The following is a 19,904-nucleotide window of genomic DNA, read 5'->3' on the forward strand; positions in this document are numbered from 1 at the left end:
GGAAGCGTCTTTTTTGTATTTTTGTACCCCATATGAGCAGAATAGTAGCTATAGATTATGGAAGGAAGCGCACAGGGATAGCTGTGAGCGATACGTTGCAACTGATTGCAAACGGGTTGACAACTGTACCCACGCATGAACTTCTGAACTTTATCGGTGGGTATGTGGCAAAAGAACCGGTAGAGCGGATTATTATAGGATTGCCCAAGCAGATGAATAATGAAGCTTCGGAAAATATGAAGAACATCGAACCCTTTGTTCGTTCATTGAAGAAACGTTTCCCGGAACTTCCTGTAGAATATGTGGACGAACGTTTCACATCTGTTCTCGCACACCGTACGATGCTGGAAGCCGGACTGAAAAAGAAAGACCGGCAAAACAAAGCATTGGTGGATGAGATAAGTGCCACTATTATTCTGCAAACATATTTGGAGAGTAAACGTTTTTAATAATAAGACAGAGAATAATTTAATTTTTTAGTAGAGTATAAAGTATGATTTTACCAATTTATGTATATGGCCAGCCTGTTTTGAGAAAGGTGGCAGAGGACATAACCCCGGAGTATCCGAACCTGAAAGAGCTGATCGCGAATATGTTTGAAACAATGGTGCACGCCGATGGCGTGGGACTGGCTGCTCCACAGATCGGCTTGCCTATCCGTGTCGTTACGATTACATTAGACCCGCTTTCGGAAGACTATCCGGAATTTAAGGATTTTAATAAAGCTTATATCAATCCTCATATCATCGAAGTGGGTGGAGAGGAAGTCAGTATGGAAGAAGGTTGTCTGAGTCTGCCCGGCATTCATGAGTCTGTGAAAAGAGGAAATAAGATCCGTGTGAAATACATGGACGAGAACTTTGTAGAGCATGATGAAGTGGTGGAAGGCTATCTGGCAAGGGTGATGCAGCATGAGTTCGACCATCTGGACGGAAAGATGTTTATCGACCACCTTTCGCCGTTGCGCAAACAAATGATAAGAGGAAAATTAAATACGATGCTGAAAGGAAAAGCGCGTAGTTCATATAAGATGAAACAGGTGAAATAAAGATAAAAAACGTTTATATCCCTGTTAAGTAAGCGAAAAGCATTATTTTTGTTTCGTTTACAAGCATAAAATATCAATGATTAAAAGAATACTAACAGTTTTATTGCTGTTCCCCACACTGGTTTGTGCTCAGATTAATACGGAGCGGGTGATGACTATTGCCCGCAATGCGCTGTATTTTGAGGACTACGTGCTTTCTATTCAGTATTTCAACCAGGTAATTAATGCGAAGCCATATTTGTATGAGCCTTATTTTTTCAGGGCGCTGGCAAAGGTGAACCTGGAGGATTATCAAGGAGCGGAAGCGGATTGTGACGAGGCTATCAAACGGAATCCGTTTGTAGTAGGTGCATATCAGGTTCGTGGACTGGCACGGATTCGTCAGAGTAAATTCGACGGGGCGATTGAGGATTATCAGAAAGCATTGCATTATGATCCGGAAAACATCACCTTGTGGCACAATCTGACCTTGTCTCATATTCAGAAAAAGGATTATGACGCAGCCAAGGAGGATTTGGAGAGCTTGCTGAAAGTTTCTCCGCGCTATACACGTGCTTATCTGATGAGGGGAGAGGTTTCTTTGCAGCAGAAGGATACGGTTGCGGCGCTGAAGGACTTTAATACGGCTCTCGAACTGGATAAGTATGATCCGGACGCATGGTCGGCAAGGGCTATTGTTCGCTTGCAGCAGTCCAACTATGCAGAAGCGGAATCGGATCTGGACCGTGCGATTCATCTGAGCGCGAAGAACGCGGGTAATTATATAAACCGTGCTTTGGCCAGATTCCATCAGAATAATCTGAGGGGTGCTATGAGCGATTATGATTTGGCTTTGGATATTGATCCCAATAACTTTATCGGGCATTATAACCGTGGTTTGCTTCGTGCCCGTGTCGGGGATGACAACCGTGCTATCGAGGACTTCGATTTTGTGATTCAGATGGAACCTGATAATATGATGGCTATCTTTAACCGTGCGTTGCTTCGTGCTCAGACGGGAGATTACCGGGGTGCTATCAAAGACTATACGACAGTTATCGACCAGTATCCGAACTTCCTCGCAGGATATTATCATCGTGCGGAAGCCCGCAAGAAGATCGGCGACAAGAAGGGGGCCGAACAGGATGACTTCAAACTGTTGAAGGCTCAGCTTGACAAGCAGAATGGAGGGACGAACAAAGACGTTGCCCAGAATCAGAATAAGGATAAAGAAAACCAGAGCGGCGAGAACGGTGACGAAAGCGAGGAAGGAAAAACTCGTAAGAAGTCTGACAAGAACATGAACAACTATCGCAAAATTGTGATTGCCGATGATTCTGAAGCGGATCAACGCTATACAAGTGATTATCGCGGACGCGTACAGGATAAGAATGTGAACATAAAACTGGAACCGATGTTTGCCTTGACTTATTATGAAAAGTCGAGCGAAGTGAAGCGTTCGGTGAATTTCCATAAGTTTATTGAAGACCTGAATCTGGCGAATGTACTTCCGAAGCGTATCCGTATTACAAATATGGAGGCCCCGCTGACGGAAGAACAGGTGAAATTCCATTTTGCCCTGATTGATGCGCATACATCGGCTATTGTGGACGATGACAAGAGTGCTCCGAAGCGTTTTGCCCGTGCCATTGACTTTTATCTGGTACAGGATTTCTCCAGTGCGGTTGCCGACCTGACTCAGGCGATATTGCTGGACGGAGATTTCTTCCCGGCCTATTTCATGCGTGCACTGATTCGTTGTAAACAACTGGAATATCAGAAGGCTGAACAGGCTGCCGAAGCGGATATGCCGAGTGGCGCTGCTGCCAAGGAAGTGAGTGCGGTGGATTATGAAGTTGTCAGAAAGGACCTGGATAAGGTGATAACTCTGGCTCCGGATTTCGTTTACGCTTATTATAACCGTGCCAATGTGGCGGCTATGCTGAAAGATTACAGGGCTGCGATTGTCGATTACGATAAGGCGATTCAGCTGTCTCCGGACTTTGCTGACGCTTATTTCAACCGGGGACTTACGCATATTTTCCTGGGTAATAATAAGGCGGGAATCTCAGATTTGAGCAAGGCCGGTGAACTAGGAGTTGTTTCTGCTTACAACGTGATCAAGCGTTTCACGGATCAGACAGAATAACATTTTTTTGATAAAAAATAGAAAACTCAAAAGATTTCGTTACTTTTGCGTTCTCATTATGAAAATATAACATCATCATATTATGATAAAGATAACATTTCCCGATGGCTCCGTTCGTGAGTATAACGAAGGAGTGAACGGTTTACAGATTGCAGAAAGTATCAGTTCGCGCTTGGCACAGGATGTACTTGCATGTGGCGTGAACGGTGAGACTTATGATTTAGGACGTCCTATTAATGAAGATGCTGATTTCGTACTTTACAAATGGGACGATGAAGAAGGCAAACATGCATTTTGGCACACAAGCGCCCACTTGCTGGCTGAAGCTTTGCAGGAACTTTATCCGGGTATCCAGTTTGGTATCGGACCGGCTATCGAAAACGGTTTCTACTATGATGTGGATCCGGGAGAAGCTGTGATTAAAGAAAGTGACCTGCCTGCCATCGAAGCAAAGATGCTTGAATTGTCGGCAAAGAAAGAAGCGGTAGTCAGAGAAAGTATTTCGAAGACGGACGCTCTGAAAATGTTTGGCGACCGTGGCGAAACGTATAAATGTGAATTGATCTCAGAACTGGAAGACGGACATATTACTACCTACACCCAGGGTGCGTTTACTGACCTTTGCCGTGGTCCTCACTTGATGACGACTGCGCCGATCAAGGCTATCAAGCTGACAACTGTTGCCGGTGCTTACTGGCGCGGTCACGAAGACCGTAAGATGCTGACCCGTATCTATGGTATCACATTCCCGAAAAAGAAAATGCTGGATGAATATCTGGTGTTGCTGGAAGAAGCCAAGAAACGTGACCACCGTAAGATCGGTAAGGAAATGCAGTTGTTCATGTTCTCTGAAACAGTAGGTAAGGGACTTCCGATGTGGTTGCCGAAAGGTACTGCACTGCGTTTGCGTCTGCAAGAGTTCTTGCGTCGTATCCAGACCCGCTATGACTATCAGGAAGTAATTACTCCGCCTATCGGTAATAAGTTGCTGTATGTGACTTCCGGTCACTATGCAAAATACGGTAAGGATGCGTTCCAGCCGATCCATACTCCGGAAGAAGGAGAGGAGTATTTCTTGAAACCGATGAACTGTCCGCATCACTGCGAGATATATAAGAATTTTCCGCGTTCATACAAGGACCTTCCGTTGCGTATTGCAGAATTCGGTACGGTTTGCCGTTATGAACAAAGTGGTGAGCTTCACGGTTTAACTCGTGTACGCAGCTTTACTCAGGATGACGCACATATTTTCTGTCGTCCGGATCAGGTGAAAGATGAGTTCCTCCGTGTGATGGATATCATTTCTATCGTGTTCCGTTCGATGAATTTCCAGAATTTCGAGGCTCAGATATCACTCCGTGATAAAGTGAACCGTGAAAAATACATCGGTAGCGATGACAACTGGGAGAAAGCTGAACAGGCGATTATCGAGGCTTGTGAGGAAAAAGGCTTGCCGGCTAAGATTGAGTACGGTGAAGCTGCTTTCTATGGTCCCAAGCTCGACTTTATGGTGAAAGATGCCATCGGTCGCCGTTGGCAGTTGGGAACCATTCAGGTAGACTATAACTTGCCGGAACGTTTTGAACTGGAATATATGGGCTCTGACAACCAGAAGCACCGTCCGGTGATGATTCACCGTGCACCATTCGGATCAATGGAACGTTTTGTGGCTGTATTGATCGAACACACTGCCGGTAAGTTCCCGTTGTGGCTGACTCCGGATCAGGTAGCTATCCTGCCGATCAGTGAAAAGTTCAATGAGTATGCAGAGCAAGTGAAGATGTATCTGAAAATGCATGAAATCCGTGCTATTGTGGATGATCGTAATGAAAAGATCGGCCGCAAGATCCGTGATAATGAAATGAAACGCATTCCTTATATGTTGATTGTGGGTGAAAAAGAAGCTGAAAATGGTGAAGTTTCTGTTCGCAGACAAGGGGAAGGCGACAAAGGAACCATGAAATATGAAGAATTTGCTAAAATTTTGAACGAAGAAGTTCAGAATATGATAAATAAATGGTAACTTTGCAGCCGTTTCATGATAAATATTTAGTAGAACAATAAAAAAATCAAACTAGGAAGTAAACGTTTTTAATGAAGAATGACACTTTAAAAGGGCAATATAGAATCAATGAACAGATTCGTGCCAAAGAAGTCCGCATCGTGGGCGACGAGATTGAACCGAAAGTATATCCTATCTTTCAGGCCTTGAAAATGGCTGAAGAGAAAGAGCTGGATCTAGTTGAAATTTCCCCCAATGCTCAACCTCCTGTTTGTCGTATTATTGATTACTCTAAATTTCTTTATCAATTAAAGAAACGCCAGAAGGAGCAGAAAGCGAAGCAGGTAAAAGTGAACGTAAAGGAAATTCGTTTCGGACCGCAGACTGACGATCATGATTACAACTTTAAGCTGAAACATGCCAGAGGATTCCTGGAAGACGGGGATAAAGTGAAGGCATATGTATTCTTTAAGGGGCGTTCCATCCTTTTCAAGGAACAAGGTGAAGTGTTATTGCTTCGTTTTGCCAACGATCTTGAAGATTTTGCAAAGGTGGATCAGATGCCGGTACTTGAAGGTAAGCGTATGACAATCCAGCTTTCTCCGAAGAAAAAGGAAATGCCTAAAAAACCGGCGGCTTCCAAACCGGTAACTCAGGGACAGAAGGCTGAAAAGCCGGAAGCGGGCGAGGAAGAATAAAAAAGAATGAATGCGTGGCGCGCAGGTATAGTGCGTCACCATTATATATTTAATAATTTTAAAAACAAGTAAGATGCCAAAGATGAAGACTAACTCCGGTTCTAAAAAAAGGTTTACCCTTACCGGAACAGGTAAAATCAAAAGAAAGCACGCTTTTCACAGTCACATTTTGACTAAGAAATCGAAAAAGAGAAAAAGAAATCTGTGCTACTCTACAACTGTTGATACAACAAATGTAAGCCAGGTTAAGGAACTCTTAGCAATGAAGTAATCAAAAGCGTACAAAGTATTATTAAAGTATTAACCGAATGCTTTAGCCTGAAGTTCGTTGCGTGAAGTAACGGCGCTAACATTCAAAAAAAGTAAAACTATGCCAAGATCAGTAAATCATGTTGCTTCAAAAGCAAGAAGAAAGAAAATTTTGAAATTAACCAGAGGTTACTTTGGTGCAAGAAAAAATGTATGGACCGTAGCCAAAAACACCTGGGAAAAGGGTTTGACTTACGCGTTCCGTGACCGTAGAAATAAGAAAAGAAACTTCCGCGCTCTTTGGATACAACGTATCAACGCTGCTGCACGTCTTGAAGGAATGTCTTATTCTAAATTGATGGGCGGTTTGCACAAAGCCGGTATTGAAATAAATCGTAAGGTTTTGGCTGATTTAGCTATGAATCATCCGGAAGCTTTCAAAGCTGTAGTTGCTAAAGCAAAAGCTGCTTAAGTTTCAATAGTTTAGGATTTACAAAGTGTCAGTTATCGATCCGATAACTGGCACTTTTCTTTTGTTAGGCGGAGAGAAAGGATGAAAAAAAATGTTAGTGGACGAACAAATTCTTTCTTTTTCTTGCTATTCTCAGAGAATCTTATTACATTTGTGATAGAAAAATATTAGCCGTATCGACTGGATCGGGAAACTCTTCAAATTAATCTGATGCACCGAGAAAGCTTCGTTCTTCAATGGCGGGCCACATCCTTCGGGACAGCTTTAAGCCGGTGGATTACAAAGAGGGCGAGCGCTCAAATCTTGTTCTATCAGAGTTTCATCACATCGTCGATGCGGCTTTTTTATATACTCTTCTATGATATTTTATTTCTCAGGTACAGGTAACTCTAAATGGATTGCTAATCAGCTTTCTAAAGAACAACAGGAAGATTTGTTTTTTATCCCGGACGCATGGAAGAATGACACATGGGAGTTCTCTTTGCGGGAGGATGAGAAGATCGGTTTTGTCTTTCCGGTCTATTCGTGGGCGCCTCCCGTGATTGTACAGGAGTTTATTCGGAAGTTGGTTCTGAAGGGGTATCAGCAGCAATATCTGTTCTTTGTGTGTTCGTGTGGAGACGATACGGGGCTGACCCGGCAGATGATGGAAAAGGCATTGGCTGCGAGGGGATGGAGATGTAATGCGGGCTTTTCTGTAATTATGCCCAATAACTATGTGTTGTTCCCCGGATTTGATGTGGATAGCAAGGAACTGGAAAAGAAAAAACTGGCAGAAGCGGTTCCGGCTCTTGAAAAAGTCAGTAGACTGATAACCGGGAGAGAAACTGTCTTTGCATGCAAGGAGGGGAGTTTGCCTTTTATCAAGACGAGGATCATCAATCCGTTATTTGTTCGTTATCAGATGTCTCCCAAACCTTTCCATGCAACGAGTGAGTGCATCGGGTGCAAGCGCTGTGAAAAAAGTTGTCCGGTAGGGAATATAACGATGAAGGAAAGAAGACCGGTTTGGGGAAAGAATTGCACCGCCTGCCTGGCATGTTATCATGTGTGCCCTCAGCATGCGGTGCAATATGGTAAAAAGACAAAAGGCAAGGGGCATTATTTTAACCCCGACTCAGCTTATTGATCTTTTATTTTAATACAGCAGTTGGATAAGTCTTCGATTATGGCAAGGCTTTCTACTCTGACACCTTTCTCTTCCAGTATTTTACGTCCATTTTGGAAGGCTTTTTCGATAATGAACCCCATGCCTACCAATTTTGCTCCGGATTGCTCTATGAGGTCGAGAATGCCTAATGCGGCATTTCCGTAGGCAAGGAAATCATCAACAAAAAGAACATTGTCATTTGGGGTCAGAAAATCGGCACTGATCACTACTTCATAATCACGGTCTTTGGTGAACGAGTGTACGGTAGTGCTTAGTGCGTTCTGAATGGTTTTGGGTGATTTCTTTTTGGCGAATACAACCGGTAAGTCCATGAGATAGCCCGTCATGATGGCAGGAGCGATACCGCTTGCTTCTATAGTCATGATCTTGTTTACGTTTGTGGCTGCAAAGCGGCGGACAAATTCTACTCCGATGGATTTCATCAGGACAGGATCCATCTGGTGATTGATAAAACCATCTACTTTAAGGATGCCTCCTTCGTAGCATTTTCCGTCCTGCAGAATTCTTTTTTTTAGTAATTGCATTATAATCTGATAATTAAATAATGTGCTAATATGCCATTTGTTACTGATATCATACAGTATTGGGTTGGCATATTAGCACATCGGGCATTTGAATATTTATTTGTTGTCTCTTAAGTCCTTCACTCTGACGGCTTTTCCCTCGCTCTGCGGGAGAGACCCTTTCTTTACCAGTTTTACTTTCGGGGTAACCAGTATTTCATCTTTTAATTGACGGATAATATCTCTGCGGATCTTTTCCAGTTCGATATAGTTGTCTGTAGAAAGATCACTTAATTCCACTTCGACGATCATCTCATCCTGATTGTTGACTGTCTCCAGCGTAATCAGATAATTGCTGCCTAATTCGGGGAACTGAACCAGAATCTTTTCGACTTGCATGGGGAAGATGTTGACTCCCTTGATGATAAACATATCGTCGCTGCGTCCCTTGATCCGGTCGATGCGGAGATGGGTGCGGCCGCACGGACATTTTCCGGGTAGTATACGGGTAAGGTCGCGGGTGCGGTAGCGGATAAGCGGCATCATTTCACGATCAAGTGTAGTGAGTACCAATTCACCGATTTCTCCTTCGGGAACGGGTTCTCCTGTTTCAGGATCGATGATTTCTACCAGATAGCAATCTTCCCAGAAGTGCATTCCGTTCTGCTCCTGGCATTCGAAGGCAACACCGGGGCCGTTCATTTCCGTCATACCGAAACTATTATATGCTTTCACATTGAGCATCCGTTCTATTTTACGGCGCTGTTCGTCAGTATGCGGTTCGGCGCCGATCACCAAGGTTTTCAGGGTTGTTTCTCTCGGGTCGATACCTTCTTCCTGAAATACTTCGGCAAGACGGATAGCGTAGCTTGGGATGGCGTGTAAGGCGGTAGTCTTAAAGTCACTGATGAATTTAATTTGCCGTTTACTGTTTCCGGCTGCGGCAGGTACGGTAAGGCAGCCAAGGCGTTCTGCACCATATTGGAAACCTAATCCACCTGTAAACATTCCATATCCGGAGCTGTTCTGGAAGACATCTGTCTTGCGGATCCCCACCATGTAAAGGCAACGGGCTACCAGATTTGCCCATGAGTCGAGGTCATGTTGTGAATGTACGATGACTGTAGGGTTTCCTGTAGTTCCACTGGAAGAGTGGATACGTACACCGTCTCTTTTCATGTCGCCGGCCACTAGCCCGAAGGGATAGTTGGCACGCATGTCCGATTTAGTGGTGAAAGGAATTTTGCGGATGTCGTCCAGTGATTGGATACTATCTCCGGTGATGCCGTTTTTGCTGAAAACCTCTTTGTAATAAGGTGAGTTTGCGGCTATGTTAATCGTTTTTTTGAGTCGCTGAAGTTGCAGTTCCTGCAACTTCTCGCGACTCATGATTTCAATTTCTTCTTCCCAGTATTGTGTACTCATGATTGTGATAGTTATTGCATTAGCTTTTCCGCAATTTCCTTGCCGGCAGCCAGTGCTTTAAGATTCATTTCGACAATAGCTTCTCCTTTGCGCAGGAAGATTTCGCGGATACTGTCTTGTACTTTCTCGTAATCGATGCCGAGGAATGGAATGGTTGCGCCCAGCAAAACGATATTGGCAACTCGTGCAGAACCTACTTCTTTGGCTACTTTATCCACGTTCAGTACGATCTTATGCGGCAATTTGTTGATTTCAGCCATTACTTTGTCTTCTTCCGGATAATTGGGGATGTTGACAAACGGAGTTTCGTTGGTTACCAGCCATCCTTCCGGACTGAGATAGGGGAGATAGCGCAGACCTTCCATCGGTTCGAGCGAAATGATAAGGTCGCATTTGCCGGATGGTATCAGATCCGAAGCAATCGGTTTGTCGCTGATGCGGAGGTTGGACTGAACGTCTCCGCCACGCTGGCTCATTCCGTGTACTTCTGCTTGCTTCATGTAAAGTCCTTCTTTCAAAGCAGCTTTACCAATAACTGTAGCGATGGACAAAATACCCTGTCCACCTACTCCTGATAATATAATGTCTTTTTTCATGGCTTACTTACTTCTTTTTTTGCGTGCTAATGTTTGAATACACTCTCTGCGCGGGATGATAACGGATACGCCATTGTATTCGATTTCTTCGCGTATGATCTGTCTCATTTCCTCGTGGTTCTTCTTCAATGGAACAACGACACGGATATGGGCAGGGTCGACTCCTAAACCGATACAGATGGATTCAATACGTCCTGTGCCCGCAGAGTCCTGACCACCGGTCATTGCTGTTGTCTCATTGTCTGAAATGACAATAACGACATTGGCATTTTCGTTGACGCAATCCAGCAAACCTGTCATTCCGGAGTGAGTAAATGTAGAGTCACCGATTACAGCTACGGACGGATGAAGGCCTCCGTCGGCCGCACCTTTCGCCATTGTGATGGAAGCTCCCATGTCTACGCATGAATTGATGGCGTTGAACGGAGCGTTGGCTCCCAGCGTATAGCAACCGATGTCGCTGAATACTTTATGGGAAGGATATTCTTCTTTGAGTACTTCTGTCAGTGTGACGTACATATCACGGTGTCCGCATCCTTCACACAGTGCGGGAGGACGCATTTCGACTACAGAAGGGACGCCGAATTCCGATTTGTTTTCTTTGCCGACCGCGCGTGCTACAGAGTCCGGATTTAATTCTCCGTCTTGTGACAGTGTGCCGTCCAGACGTCCTTTTACTTTGATACCAATGCCCAGATAGCCTTTCAGATGTTTTTCAACGAATGGCTGTCCGTCTTCCAGTACCAGAATCTCGTCGCAGGATTCAACCAATTGCAGCAATTGCTTTTTAGGCAATGGATACTGGCCGATCTTAAGTACCGGGTATTCACAACCTTCCGGATAGTTTTCCATCAGATAATTGTAGCCGATACCGCAAGCGACGATTCCCAGTTTTTTGTTAGGGCCGTCTATGTATTTGTTGTAAGGAGATTCCTCGGAAGCTTTGATGAATTCGTCCTGGCGGGCAAGCAATACTTTATAGCGTTTGCGGGCATTTCCCGGCAACAGGATAAACTGACGGGGATCTTCACTGAATGAAATGCTGTTCTGTGGCTTCTGCTCTTTGCGCTCTACTCCGGAACGGGAGTGTGCGAGGCGGGTGACCATACGCATTAAGATCGGTTCGCCTGTTTTCTCAGAGAATTCGAATCCGTTGTATACCATGTCGTATGCTTCCTGTTGGTTGCTGGGCTCGTACATCGGTATCAGGGAGAAGTCTCCGTAGAAGCGGCTGTCCTGTTCATTCTGTGAAGAGTGCATGCTGGGGTCGTCTGCCGCTATCACAATCAGTCCTCCCTTCACACCCGTGATGGCAGAATTGACGAAACAGTCTGCAGCCACATTCATGCCTACATGCTTCATGCACACTAAGGCGCGTTTGCCTACAAATGACATACCCAGTGCGGCTTCCATGGCAGTTTTTTCGTTGGCACACCAACGATTATGTATGTTCTGCTCAGTGGTTATAGGCGCCATTTGGATATATTCAGTAATCTCAGTTGAAGGAGTACCGGGGTAGGCATATACACCTGAAAGTCCGGCATCCAGTGCAGCTTGTGCAATGGCTTCATCGCCAAGTAAGAGTTGCTTGCTCATATATTTCCTTTATTAGTGTTGATCACAGTTTGTTATTATATCGGGCAAAGATAGCCTTTTTGGCTCGTTTTATCACAAAATTACTTGAAAATCTTTCTTTCATTAAGTGCTTTCCAATATTTTCTTGCATTTGCCATGTGGTCGGCATAATTGGATGCGAAATTGTGAGTACCTGAAAAATCTTCTTTCGCACACATGTAAATGTAATTGTGTTTCGTGTAGTTTAATACACTGTCCAAGCCCTTTTTAGAGGGGATGCGGATAGGTCCCGGAGGTAAACCGCTGTTGATATAAGTGTTGTAGGGCGAGTTGACTTTCAGATGCTCATTGGTGATGCGTCGCAGCCCGAAATCCTGTAAAGCGAACTTGATGGTAGGGTCTGCCTGCAGGGGCATACCTGTGTGCAGGCGGTTGATGTATAGTCCGGCTACCATCGGCTTTTCTTCGTTGTTGTTGGTTTCTTCTTCAACAATGGAGGCGAGGGTGCAGACTTCTTCCGGTGTCATGCCGATAGCGGTTGCCTGGGCAAGACGTTCGTCATTCCAGAATCGTTTGTGTTCTGTCTGCATACGTTTGAAGAAGTCGTCGACACTCATATCCCAATATACCTGATAGGTCTCGGGGATGAAAAGACAGGGCATGGTGACCGGCGTATACCCCATTTCGGCCTGAAAAGCGGAATCGAATAGTTGGCGGGCTATTTCGGCGGAGTCGATCATCAGTTGCTTGCCGATGCTTCGCGCCAGCCGGTCTAGTGTCCGTACGCTTCCGATAGTGAGATTCATCGGTTCCTGATAACCTCTGAAGAAGCGGCTGAATACATGGTATACGTTTTCGTTGGGGCGGATGGCATAACGTCCGGTATGTATATTCTGGTCGAATTTTCTATATTTTGCCATCCATTGAAATCCGGTGAATTTGTTGACATGACCGGTTTGTCTGATCTTATTGTAGATTGAATCTGCCGTGTCATCCCGGTCTACATATACATAGACGGTTTTGGAGGGATGAAACTGAGGAGCAAAGAGATAATAATAGACTGTTCCTCCGGCAATGGCGCAAAGAAGGAGAGCTCCGGTCAGAACGGATAATAAGATATTTCTTGTTTTCTTTTTCATCTTGTGACGTAACTTTAAAAATTGCGTCAAAGATAGGAAGATTTTGGATAGGAGCGATTCCTTTCAACGGTGAATAGTTGAAATTCGGCTGATTTTGTCAACTATTAGCGTGGCCACTGGTAATAATCGGCATTGGCTTCTACTGCATTTTCTATTTCATCGGGCAGGGGAGAGAAGAAGTCCATATGGGTAAGTTTCTCGATGCTGTCAATTGATACCGCATAGGTGGAAAGGGGCTCTACCGCCTGTCTGTTGTTGAATAAGAACCCGATGCCACGAGCCGGTTTGACAAAAGGAGAGAGGATTACTTTGAAGAATCGTTCGGGCACTGCCACCTTATTTTTTCCGATGGTCTTGGACGGCTTGTCGATGATAGGACCGCATATGATGATGATGGCACTATCGGCTACCGCCCAGTCTCTTATTTTTTCTTCCAGATTTTTCCAGCCTCTTCTGTTCAGTTGAGGATGCTGCGGACACATATTGCTGAAATAGAAGGATTCTTTCATGACATCCGGACTCCATTTCATGTCGGCGGCTGGTGCCATATGTCCTTTGTCATATCCTGAACGTGCATAATCCGCATTGGTCGCAATGGCGCCTTTTACTAAAGGATCGGCGATGAAGTTGTCACCTCTCTTTTCTTTTCCTTTAGTTTCTTGACGGGTCAGCTCGTAAGAAACCCAATTCGGAATCTTCAGATCTTTATTGTAGGAAACCGTATAACCTTTATGACGAATGATCTGCTCCTGACGGGGAATCAATGAAATGGGAATCTCTAAATCTTTGCCGGATGGAGTGGGGAGGGAAACGGAAGTCTCTATCTGCGGTTTGCTACTGTGCTGGACACTGTATTGCTGATAATACAGATAAAGCCCGTAACAAATGGGAATAAGTACGATGATAGCGATGATACACCCTAATCTTTGATTGGAATGTGACTTCTTTTTCTTAAATAATCTCCTGCTCTTACCTCGTTTCATGCGATTTGCTTTGGGGGTTAATAAGAAAAGCGCTAACTATTCTGTAGTTAGCGCTTTATTGTCAAGAGCCGCTAGCCAGACTTGAACTGGCGACCTACGCGTTACGAATGCGTTGCTCTACCAACTGAGCTATAGCGGCGGTTTGTTTCTCGTTTACGGCGTGCAAAATTACAGCTTTATTTGAGAAAACAAAAGGATTCTGAATATTTTTTGAGCTTTAATTTAAAATCTTCCTTTACCATAACTCTTTGCATAAAGTAACGGTAGTTTAACTTTCGAACATTCTGCTGCGTGCCAGCATACACGCGCCTACAATACCTGCTTTATCCTTCAATTTGGATGTAATGATGGCAGAGTCTTTGTTGACCAGATTGAGTGAATACTTACGTACCGCTGTTTTGATGGGTTGGGTGATATAATCTCCCGTTAAAGATAAAGTTCCGCCTATAATGACCAGTTCCGGATTGAAGATATTGATTAATCCTGCAATTTGTTTTCCCAGCTTTTGCCCTATTTCTTCAACAATTTCAATACAAAGCAGATCTTCCTTGTTGACGGCTGTGATGATTTCGTCAAGCGTGATGGGGTCTTCTTCACCGGATATTCGGGTGGAAAGAATAGAGCTTTCTCCGCTTTTAATACGCTCCAAAAGAATGCGATGAAGGGCAGAGCCGGATGCTTCTGTTTCCAGACACCCTTTTTTGCCGCAATGGCAGATGATTTCATTGTCGTATGCATTGACGTGACCGAACTCTCCCGAGAAACCGGATTTTCCTGTGTAGACTTTGCCGTCGATAATAATTCCGATGCCGACTCCCCAGCTGACGTTGACGAAAATAATATCTTTTTCTCCTTTTACACACCCTTGCATATATTCTCCGTAAGTCATGGCACGGGTGTCGTTGTCAATGGTTACTTTATGACCCAGCTTTTCCGACAGGACATCCGCCAACGGGCGTTCCTCAAAATTGAACTGGCTGAAACTATATCCGGATTCCGGATTTACCCGTCCCGATACATTTACATTGATATTTAAAATCTTCTCCTTATTGATAGGAAGTTTTTTGATGAAGTTGAGAATGAGTTTGCACAACTCGTTCATCCCTTCTATCGAATTCTCAAATTTATAGGGGATATTCATTTTTAACTCTACCATATCACCTTTAAAATTGATCAGTCCGATATTGACTGCAAATCTTTTGATGTCTACACCTATAAAATAACCGGATTCCGGATTCAATCCATAGAGATTCGGGTGGCGTCCACCGCTGGTTTCCAGTTTTCCGTAATCATTGATATATCCGTCCTCACACATTTCACCGATAAACTTGGTGACTGTGGGCACGCTTAGATCTAGTTCTTTTGAAAGATCGGGAATAGTGGAACTACCATTATATATATAATGTGTAATGATCCTCTTTTTAACGAGGGCATTTTTAGAGCCCATTTCTATTTCTTTCAAGAATTGTTGGTTCATACGTCTCTTATATTTTGTAATATCTACAAAGATAATTAATTTTTTTATTAACTAATAAGGTTCTTGACGAAAAAATTAGAATTGAATCTGAGATGATGCTGTGCTGATTCCTTATAGAAAGTGAATTCTCTCATTGATAGTTATTTGAAATCTTCTTATATAATAAGGTAATAAGGGTACTGGTATCTGAATAGCTTCATATTTATAGTCTTATTAATGAATAAATAAGCAAAAATCAACTTTATTAATAAAATATTTTATTATCTATTGTTTGTTTAATAAATATAGCTATATTTGTACCGTGATATTAATTAAGATGTACCGTAACCAAATCGTATTATGATGAAAAACTTATTCCAAATACTCTGTGGGCTGTTTCTGGTAGTATCATACTCTTCTTGTATGCACTCAGAGGAAGATAAGGTAGATGTACTTATTATAGGTGGAGGTGCCAGTGGTGTAACATCCGGCATCCAGTCTGCTCGTATGGGAGCCAATACACTGATTCTCGAAGAAAGCACCTGGTTGGGTGGGATGCTGACTTCTGCCGGTGTGAGTGCTGTGGATGGAAATTACAGATTGCCTGCCGGACTTTGGGGAGAATTTAAGAAGAGATTGTCTGATTATTATGGCGGGCTGGATTCTTTGAAGACGGGTTGGGTAAGTAACGTATTGTTTGAACCGTCAGTTGGAAATAAGATTCTTCACGAAATGGTAGCGGCGGAAAATAATCTGAAAGTCTGGAAACAGGCTTGCCTTGAAGAAGTAAAAAGGACGGGAGATGAGTGGGTCGCTAAAGTGAAGGTGGAAGGACAAGGTGTGAAAACGGTTCGGGCGAAGGTCATGATTGATGCCACCGAACTGGGTGATGTGGCAAAAATTTGTGGAGTGAAGTACGATATTGGTATGGAAAGCAGAGATGACACGCACGAGGATATTGCTCCGGAAAAGAAGAATAATATTGTGCAGGATATTACTTATGTTGCCATATTAAAAGATTATGGTAAGGATGTGACTATTCCGGAACCTGAAGGATACGATCCTAAAGAATTTGCCTGTGCCTGTGCCAGTCCGGTATGCATAACTCCTAAAGAGCCGGATCGCGTCTGGTCTAAAGATATGATGATTACCTACGGGCGGTTGCCGAATCATAAATATATGATTAATTGGCCGATAGAAGGTAATGATTATTATATTAATCTGATTGAAATGACTCCGGAAGAACGCGTGAAAGCATTGGAATATGCGAAACATTATACGATGTGTTTTGTTTACTTCCTGCAACATGAACTGGGGTATAATACACTTGGATTGGCGGATGATGAATATCCGACAGAGGATAAGTTGCCCTTTATCCCTTATCATAGAGAGTCCAGAAGAATTCACGGATTAGTCCGCTTTAACTTGAATCATGCACTCAATCCATATACACAGGATGAAAAGCTGTACCGTACTTGTATTGCTGTGGGTGATTATCCGGTAGATCATCACCATACCCGCTATCATGGTTATGAAGAGTTGCCTAATCTGTATTTTCATCCGATCCCTTCGTATGGGTTGCCGTTAGGTACATTGATTCCTCAGGAGGTAGACGGGCTGATTGTTGCAGAGAAATCTATTTCCGTATCGAATATTATGAATGGAACGACTCGTTTGCAACCGGTTGTACTGCAGATCGGTCAGGCAGCGGGAGCTTTGGCTACACTTGCTGTGAAGAATAATCAGAAGATAAGTGATGTTTCTGTTCGTGATGTTCAGAATGCTATTCTGGATGCTAAAGGATATTTGCTTCCTTATCTGGATGTCCCTGTCTCGGATGTGAAGTTTGCTCCTTATCAGCGGATTGGCTCTACGGGGATTCTTAAAAGCGTCGGTAAGAATGTGGACTGGTCCAATCAGACTTGGTTGAGAGCGGATACGGTATTGTTGGCGTCAGAACTGGATGGCCTGTTTGAAGTGTATCCGGCTGCCAAAGATGAATTCAAAAAAACAGGAGCGGATAAATTAAGTATTGAGGAGGCAGTTCAACTTGTTCAGAAGATAGTAGAAACGGAAAAACTACATACTACTGTTGATCCGCAAGCGCTTTGGAAAGCATACGGAATGCAAGAACCGGATTTGAAACGGAATATTTTGAGAGGGGAGATGGCTGTAATGATTGATCAAGTATTGGATCCTTTCAATAAAAAACAGATCGATATCACTGGTAAGTATATTCAATAGGTTAACATATATCTAAGTAAAAACAAAAAATTAAAACTATGGAAACTAATAATCGTAGAGATTTCTTAAAGAAGGCAGCTTTGGCCGGAGCTTCCGCTTTGGTTGCCCCTTCATTATTTGCAGCTGACGGAGAGGGGAGAGGGGAACTCTCCCCGAAGATCAAGGCTGGCGATTTGGAAAGCAAATTGATTGTTCCCAAAAATAATGGCTTAAAAATTACAGGAACTTTTTTGGATGAAATATCTCATGATATTCCTCATCAGAACTGGGGTGAGAAAGAATGGGATTTGGATTTTCAGCATATGAAAAGAATCGGTATCGATACAGTGATTATGATTCGTTCCGGTTATCGTAAGTTTATGACTTACCCTTCACCCTATTTGCTGAAAAAAGGATGTTATATGCCGTCGGTTGATTTGGTAGATATGTATTTGCGTCTGGCGGAGAAGTATAACATGAAATTTTATTTTGGTTTGTATGATTCAGGACGGTATTGGGATACAGGTGATTTAAGTTGGGAGATTGAGGATAACAAGTATGTGATTGATGAGGTTTGGAAGATGTACGGAGAGAAGTATAAAAGTTTTGGAGGCTGGTACATCAGCGGCGAGATTAGCCGCGCCACGAAAGGGGCTATTGATGCTTTCCGCGCTATGGGAAAGCAATGTAAAGATGTATCGAACGGACTCCCGACTTTTATCTCTCCGTGGATTGATGGCAAAAAGGCTATTATGGGAACAGGGAAACTGACAAGAGAAGATGCGGTTTCTGTACAACAACACGAAAAAGAATGGAATGAAATTTTTGATGGAATTCATGAAGTGGTAGATGCTTGTGCTTTTCAGGATGGACATATCGATTATGATGAGTTGGATGCGTTCTTTACTGTAAATAAAAAATTAGCAGATAAGTATGGTATGCAATGCTGGACCAACGCCGAGTCTTTTGACCGTGATATGCCTATCCGTTTTCTACCCATTAAATTTGATAAGCTCCGGATGAAGCTGGAAGCTGCCAAACGTGCAGGGTATGATAAGGCTATTACTTTCGAATTTTCTCATTTTATGAGTCCTCAATCTGCCTACTTGCAGGCCGGACATTTATATGATAGATACAGAGAATATTTTGAAATTAAATGAGTGATATGAAGTCTACAATTAACTTTGGCTATCTTATTTTCCTTTCTGTTGTAGCAGCTTTGGGAGGATTTTTGTTCGGATATGATACTGCTGTTATATCCGGAACAATCGCTCAGGTTACTCAACTTTTTCAACTGGATACGTTGCAACAGGGGTGGTATGTGGGATGTGCTTTAATAGGTTCTATCGTCGGTGTTCTTTTTGCCGGTATCCTGAGTGATAAGCTGGGACGAAAAATGACGATGATTATTTCAGCGACTCTGTTTTCTACATCGGCTTTAGGTTGTGCGATCTCCGCAGACTTCACCCAATTGGTAGTCTATCGTATTATTGGTGGAGTTGGTATTGGTGTTGTGTCGATTGTTTCCCCTTTGTATATATCTGAAGTGGCTGTGGCACAATATAGAGGGCGTTTGGTATCTTTATATCAATTGGCTGTGACAGTTGGATTTTTAGGAGCTTATTTGATTAACTATCAATTGCTGGCTTATGCTGAAAGTGGTAATCAGTTAAGTATGGACTGGTTGAATAAGATATTTGTTACTGAAGTCTGGCGAGGAATGTTGGGAATGGAAACATTGCCGGCTGTGTTATTCTTCATCATTATCTTCTTTATTCCGGAGAGTCCTCGTTGGCTGATCGTAAGAGGTAAAGAAGAAAAAGCTGTCAATATATTAGAAAGGATATATAATTCAGTTTCAGAGGCTGCAAGTCAATTAAAAGAAACGAAATCTGTATTGACGTCTGAAACAAAATCTGAATGGGCTATGTTAATGAAACCCGGAATTTTTAAAGCGGTTATCATTGGTGTATGCATTGCTATTTTGGGACAGTTCATGGGTGTGAATGCTGTACTTTATTATGGCCCTTCCATTTTCGAAAACGCAGGACTTTCAGGAGGAGATTCTTTGTTTTACCAAGTTCTCGTAGGACTAGTCAACACTCTGACCACTGTTCTTGCTCTTGTGATCATCGACAGGGTCGGCCGCAAGCAACTGGTCTATTACGGAGTTTCGGGGATGGTTGTCTCCCTCCTGCTGATCGGCATTTACTTCCTCTTCGGTGATTCCTGGGGA

18 protein-coding genes and 1 tRNA gene are annotated in these 19,904 nt (G+C 43.4%); 11 read left to right on the plus strand and 8 right to left on the minus strand.

Annotation, left to right across the window (positions count from 1 at the left end):
- Nucleotides 1–32 precede the first annotated feature (32 nt).
- From ruvX to NBH01_RS24700, 8 genes are all read left to right on the plus strand, one after another.
- Nucleotides 33–449, plus strand: a complete 417-nt coding sequence (ruvX, locus tag NBH01_RS24665) for a Holliday junction resolvase RuvX (protein WP_008766074.1) — start codon at nucleotides 33–35, stop codon at nucleotides 447–449.
- A 44-nt stretch (nucleotides 450–493) separates the two neighbouring features.
- Nucleotides 494–1,048: a peptide deformylase gene (gene def / locus NBH01_RS24670; RefSeq protein ID WP_008760700.1), complete on the plus strand. Its 555-nt coding sequence runs from the start codon at nucleotides 494–496 to the stop codon at nucleotides 1,046–1,048.
- A gap of 76 nt (nucleotides 1,049–1,124) precedes the next feature.
- Nucleotides 1,125–3,176, plus strand: coding sequence for a tetratricopeptide repeat protein (locus tag NBH01_RS24675; RefSeq protein WP_055230308.1), 2,052 nt, complete (start codon nucleotides 1,125–1,127; stop codon nucleotides 3,174–3,176).
- Nucleotides 3,177–3,258: 82 nt separating this feature from the next.
- The gene (gene thrS / locus NBH01_RS24680; RefSeq protein ID WP_008766072.1) at nucleotides 3,259–5,199 is read left to right on the plus strand and encodes a threonine--tRNA ligase; all 1,941 of its coding nucleotides are present in this window, start codon (nucleotides 3,259–3,261) and stop codon (nucleotides 5,197–5,199) included.
- Between the two features lie 71 nt (nucleotides 5,200–5,270).
- The gene (gene infC, locus NBH01_RS24685) at nucleotides 5,271–5,876 is read left to right on the plus strand and encodes a translation initiation factor IF-3 (RefSeq protein ID WP_062695168.1); all 606 of its coding nucleotides are present in this window, start codon (nucleotides 5,271–5,273) and stop codon (nucleotides 5,874–5,876) included.
- 73 nt (nucleotides 5,877–5,949) lie between these two features.
- Nucleotides 5,950–6,147 (plus strand): 50S ribosomal protein L35, encoded by a 198-nt coding sequence (gene rpmI / locus NBH01_RS24690; RefSeq protein ID WP_004297539.1) that lies wholly within the window; start codon nucleotides 5,950–5,952, stop codon nucleotides 6,145–6,147.
- A 99-nt stretch (nucleotides 6,148–6,246) separates the two neighbouring features.
- Complete coding sequence (gene rplT, locus NBH01_RS24695) at nucleotides 6,247–6,597, plus strand: 50S ribosomal protein L20 (protein WP_004297540.1); 351 nt, start codon at nucleotides 6,247–6,249, stop codon at nucleotides 6,595–6,597.
- Between the two features lie 358 nt (nucleotides 6,598–6,955).
- Nucleotides 6,956–7,726, plus strand: a complete 771-nt coding sequence (locus NBH01_RS24700; protein WP_072067436.1) for an EFR1 family ferrodoxin — start codon at nucleotides 6,956–6,958, stop codon at nucleotides 7,724–7,726.
- Here the strand turns inward: NBH01_RS24700 and xpt are convergent.
- The 8 genes from xpt to NBH01_RS24740 all read right to left on the minus strand — a co-directional run bounded on the left by xpt (nucleotide 7,720) and on the right by NBH01_RS24740 (nucleotide 15,466).
- Nucleotides 7,720–8,292, minus strand: a complete 573-nt coding sequence (xpt, locus tag NBH01_RS24705) for a xanthine phosphoribosyltransferase (RefSeq protein ID WP_008760704.1) — start codon at nucleotides 8,290–8,292, stop codon at nucleotides 7,720–7,722. The genes NBH01_RS24700 and xpt overlap by 7 nt on opposite strands.
- Before the next feature lie 96 nt (nucleotides 8,293–8,388).
- Nucleotides 8,389–9,696 carry a phenylacetate--CoA ligase gene (locus NBH01_RS24710; protein ID WP_008760705.1) on the minus strand — a complete coding sequence of 436 codons (1,308 nt, stop codon included), beginning with the start codon at nucleotides 9,694–9,696 and terminating at the stop codon, nucleotides 8,389–8,391.
- 11 nt (nucleotides 9,697–9,707) lie between these two features.
- Nucleotides 9,708–10,292, minus strand: coding sequence for an indolepyruvate oxidoreductase subunit beta (locus tag NBH01_RS24715; RefSeq protein ID WP_008760706.1), 585 nt, complete (start codon nucleotides 10,290–10,292; stop codon nucleotides 9,708–9,710).
- A gap of 3 nt (nucleotides 10,293–10,295) precedes the next feature.
- A complete protein-coding gene (locus NBH01_RS24720) occupies nucleotides 10,296–11,888 on the minus strand; it encodes a thiamine pyrophosphate-dependent enzyme (RefSeq protein WP_008760707.1) in 1,593 nt (530 codons plus the stop codon).
- 80 nt (nucleotides 11,889–11,968) lie between these two features.
- A complete protein-coding gene (gene mltG, locus NBH01_RS24725; protein ID WP_008760708.1) occupies nucleotides 11,969–13,006 on the minus strand; it encodes an endolytic transglycosylase MltG in 1,038 nt (345 codons plus the stop codon).
- A 104-nt stretch (nucleotides 13,007–13,110) separates the two neighbouring features.
- On the minus strand, nucleotides 13,111–13,989 hold the full coding sequence (locus tag NBH01_RS24730; protein WP_016267842.1) for a DNA/RNA non-specific endonuclease: 879 nt from the start codon (nucleotides 13,987–13,989) through the stop codon (nucleotides 13,111–13,113).
- A 66-nt stretch (nucleotides 13,990–14,055) separates the two neighbouring features.
- Nucleotides 14,056–14,128, minus strand: a tRNA-Thr gene (locus NBH01_RS24735).
- Nucleotides 14,129–14,257: 129 nt separating this feature from the next.
- The gene (locus NBH01_RS24740; protein ID WP_008760710.1) at nucleotides 14,258–15,466 is read right to left on the minus strand and encodes an ROK family transcriptional regulator; all 1,209 of its coding nucleotides are present in this window, start codon (nucleotides 15,464–15,466) and stop codon (nucleotides 14,258–14,260) included.
- A 342-nt stretch (nucleotides 15,467–15,808) separates the two neighbouring features.
- Here NBH01_RS24740 and NBH01_RS24745 point away from each other — a divergent pair, with 342 nt between their 5' ends.
- From NBH01_RS24745 to NBH01_RS24755, 3 genes are all read left to right on the plus strand, one after another.
- Nucleotides 15,809–17,689, plus strand: coding sequence for an FAD-dependent oxidoreductase (locus NBH01_RS24745; RefSeq protein ID WP_250700344.1), 1,881 nt, complete (start codon nucleotides 15,809–15,811; stop codon nucleotides 17,687–17,689).
- A 38-nt stretch (nucleotides 17,690–17,727) separates the two neighbouring features.
- The gene (locus NBH01_RS24750) at nucleotides 17,728–18,828 is read left to right on the plus strand and encodes a DUF4434 domain-containing protein (RefSeq protein WP_016267840.1); all 1,101 of its coding nucleotides are present in this window, start codon (nucleotides 17,728–17,730) and stop codon (nucleotides 18,826–18,828) included.
- A 5-nt stretch (nucleotides 18,829–18,833) separates the two neighbouring features.
- Nucleotides 18,834–19,904, plus strand: a 1,071-nt coding sequence (locus NBH01_RS24755; protein WP_250700343.1) for a sugar porter family MFS transporter, incomplete at its 3' end; no start/stop codon positions are given.

This window comes from Bacteroides sp. B1-V-101, assembly GCF_023656585.1.
Classification (GTDB): Bacteria; Bacteroidota; Bacteroidia; order Bacteroidales; family Bacteroidaceae; genus Bacteroides; species Bacteroides thetaiotaomicron.